The following is a 2502-nucleotide window of genomic DNA, read 5'->3' on the forward strand; positions in this document are numbered from 1 at the left end:
TTGTGGTTAAAAACATTGTACCGTATCAGGCACTCATATGGCCTTTTCTTTTTACACAATTATATGGACTTTATCTTTTTTTACGAGACCTACACAGATAAAGTAGTATTAATTTGGAAATTTTTTTGGCAAGCTAAACTTCTGCTAGGGTTATTTAGAGACTAGAAAAGAAAAGCATATCTTTTTAATAATTTTTTGAGGTGGAGAGATGCTGGTAGGAGATTGGACTTCCGAAAAAATTGTGCTATTCTTGATAGCGAAGCGCATCGGTTCATGTGTGAGTTGGCGATGAAAGGAAAGAGTATCATGTATATCGAAAAAGGCGATACCGAAGATGAATTTGTTTTAAGTATTAAGGAGCTAGAGCGAGGTACGAAATATTTAATCGAGAATAAAAACTACCAGATGGAAGTTCGCCTGCGGACACCAGAAGCTAAGACGGTCATTCTCCTTTCTCATCGGAAAAAGACTGCGGAAGGGAATTGGCGTTCCACTATGGAAATGCGAGATGAACATTTTGGCTGGGCTGTTTGGATTTTGAGAACAAGAGGTTTTATTCCTGCCCCACCGGAGGGAACCGTCTTTGAAATCTATGACGAAAAAAATCAACAACCACTAGCCGATTTTCCTGTTTATGCTACGGAAACGGAAGCTTATGCTGCTTATGTCGACAAATTATTTGATCGTGGTATGAAAGGTGAAAGTTCGCTGGCAGAAAAAGATGGCAAAAGTGTCGAGATGCAACTTTACCAAATGGAACCGTGGGAAAAATTCCAGCTCTTTGGCTATGTCGTGCGTCCAGTACAAGCAGCTGATGTGGAACCAGAGCGTTTGAAAAGTTTAAAAAAGTACAGTGTAAATTAACTCGTGTTAAAAAAAGACATTTTCCCCAAGGAGGAAGATGTCTTTTCTTTATGGCACGAACCGCGCTATATCAAGATGTAAAAGCATTTTGACAAAGAAAATGGAGAATTTTACTGGTAATTGTTGAGAAATTTGTTTTAATGAAGGAAAGAAAAAGTAGGGAGGCTCGGCTGATGGATGTAGGGGAGCGTTTAAAGGAGAGAAGAGGACAGTTGCATTTAACCCAAGAAGAAGTTGCTGAAAAAATGGCGATTTCACGACAGACAATCTCCAATTGGGAAAATGGGCGGAGCTATCCGGACATTGAACGTATGGTCCGCTTGTCGGAACTTTATCAATTGTCTTTAGATGAATTATTAAAAGGTGATCAGCAGCTGGTGAATCATTTACAAGCGGAAACCAATGTGCAGCGCTGGCTAAAAATTTTTGTCGGCTTATTATTGCTGAATGTTGTACTAATGGTGAGTTTATTGTGTGTATCCCCCATGGGTACTGGGCTGTTTTATTTATTGTTCGCTTGTATTGGTGTGCTTACCTTAACTATTTTTTATTTGATTATTAAAAAGATTTAGGAGGTGTTTCTGATGGCTTTACTTTTCGGGGGCTGTGGTGTTTTGATTGGGCTGACGAGTCTTTTCATGGTGTATTATCTTTATCATTTAATTTTATTGGACGCCAAAAGTCGCGGTGTTAAAAAGCCACGGGGCTGGGCAATACTAGCTGCCGGTGGTCAAAATGGTAGTGGACTATTATGGTACTTATTGAAACGCCCACAAAAAAAGTTAGCATCGTCGAGTGTTGTTGCGCGGCAAATGCAGCAACTGAAAACAAAAATTTATTGTTTGCTGGCTGTGGATGGCATGGCGTTAGTTTTTGTAATAGCGACGATGTTTAAAATGAATGGAGCGCGATAATTGTGCAATTATTGTTGAATCAAGTGTTGGGGACCATTTTTCAATTATTTCTATTTACGGTAATTCCCTTTGGTTGGTGGCGAATTCATCCCCGTAAGGAAAAAGAATCCTTTGGTCATTGGTTAGGCTTAAAGCGAGTGACCCGCAGTCGTCGCTTGTGGCAGCAGAGCTTTCTTATTTTTATTGTCTTCGCCTTAAACGGCTATTTATTGCTAAAAGTATTACCACAACAATTAACTTTAGCGAATGCTAAATTTCAACAGTTAGACGGATTAACCATCATTGCCATAATTTTTTATTGTCTATTGCAAACCGCTTTAGCCGAAGAAATCTTTTTCCGTGGCTTTTTAACTAAACGCTTCATTGCTAAGTGGGGATTTGTGAAAGGAAATGTGCTGCAAGCATTGTTATTTGGTCTGTTGCATGGCTTATTGACTTTTTCTGCAACAGAAAATATTTTTGTTTGGTTGCTGATTATTTTATTTCCGACAGCCGTTGGTTTTGCTTTTGGTTATCTAAATGAAAGAGTGGCTGATGGTTCGATTATTCCTAGTTGGTTGATTCATGCAGGCGCTAATTTGTTTAGCACATTGCTAGTTGTCTTTCATTTGTATTAAGTATTAAAATTGCCAGAACTGTAAAAATTTAGGCTCTTTGTCAAATCGGACTGATAGGTCTGAAAATGGAACACTTAAAGTAGATATCAAGTCTGCTTTAGGTGTTT

Annotated in this window: 4 protein-coding genes; all 4 read left to right on the forward strand. The window is 38.7% G+C overall.

Annotation, left to right across the window (positions count from 1 at the left end; all coding sequences use genetic code 11):
• The first annotated feature begins 306 nt into the window (after positions 1 to 306).
• The 4 genes from FFM57_RS09730 to FFM57_RS09745 all read left to right on the forward strand — a co-directional run bounded on the left by FFM57_RS09730 (position 307) and on the right by FFM57_RS09745 (position 2395).
• Positions 307 to 864 (forward strand): hypothetical protein, encoded by a 558-nt coding sequence (locus FFM57_RS09730; protein ID WP_137600322.1) that lies wholly within the window; start codon positions 307 to 309, stop codon positions 862 to 864.
• 173 nt (positions 865 to 1037) lie between these two features.
• Complete coding sequence (locus tag FFM57_RS09735; RefSeq protein ID WP_137600323.1) at positions 1038 to 1436, forward strand: helix-turn-helix domain-containing protein; 399 nt, start codon at positions 1038 to 1040, stop codon at positions 1434 to 1436.
• A gap of 12 nt (positions 1437 to 1448) precedes the next feature.
• Positions 1449 to 1778 carry a hypothetical protein gene (locus tag FFM57_RS09740; protein WP_137600324.1) on the forward strand — a complete coding sequence of 110 codons (330 nt, stop codon included), beginning with the start codon at positions 1449 to 1451 and terminating at the stop codon, positions 1776 to 1778.
• A 2-nt stretch (positions 1779 to 1780) separates the two neighbouring features.
• A complete protein-coding gene (locus FFM57_RS09745) occupies positions 1781 to 2395 on the forward strand; it encodes a CPBP family intramembrane glutamic endopeptidase (protein WP_170999964.1) in 615 nt (204 codons plus the stop codon).
• The last annotated feature ends 107 nt before the right edge of the window (positions 2396 to 2502 follow it).

The organism is Enterococcus nangangensis, from assembly GCF_005405245.1.
GTDB lineage: Bacteria > Bacillota > Bacilli > Lactobacillales > Enterococcaceae > Enterococcus_J > Enterococcus_J nangangensis.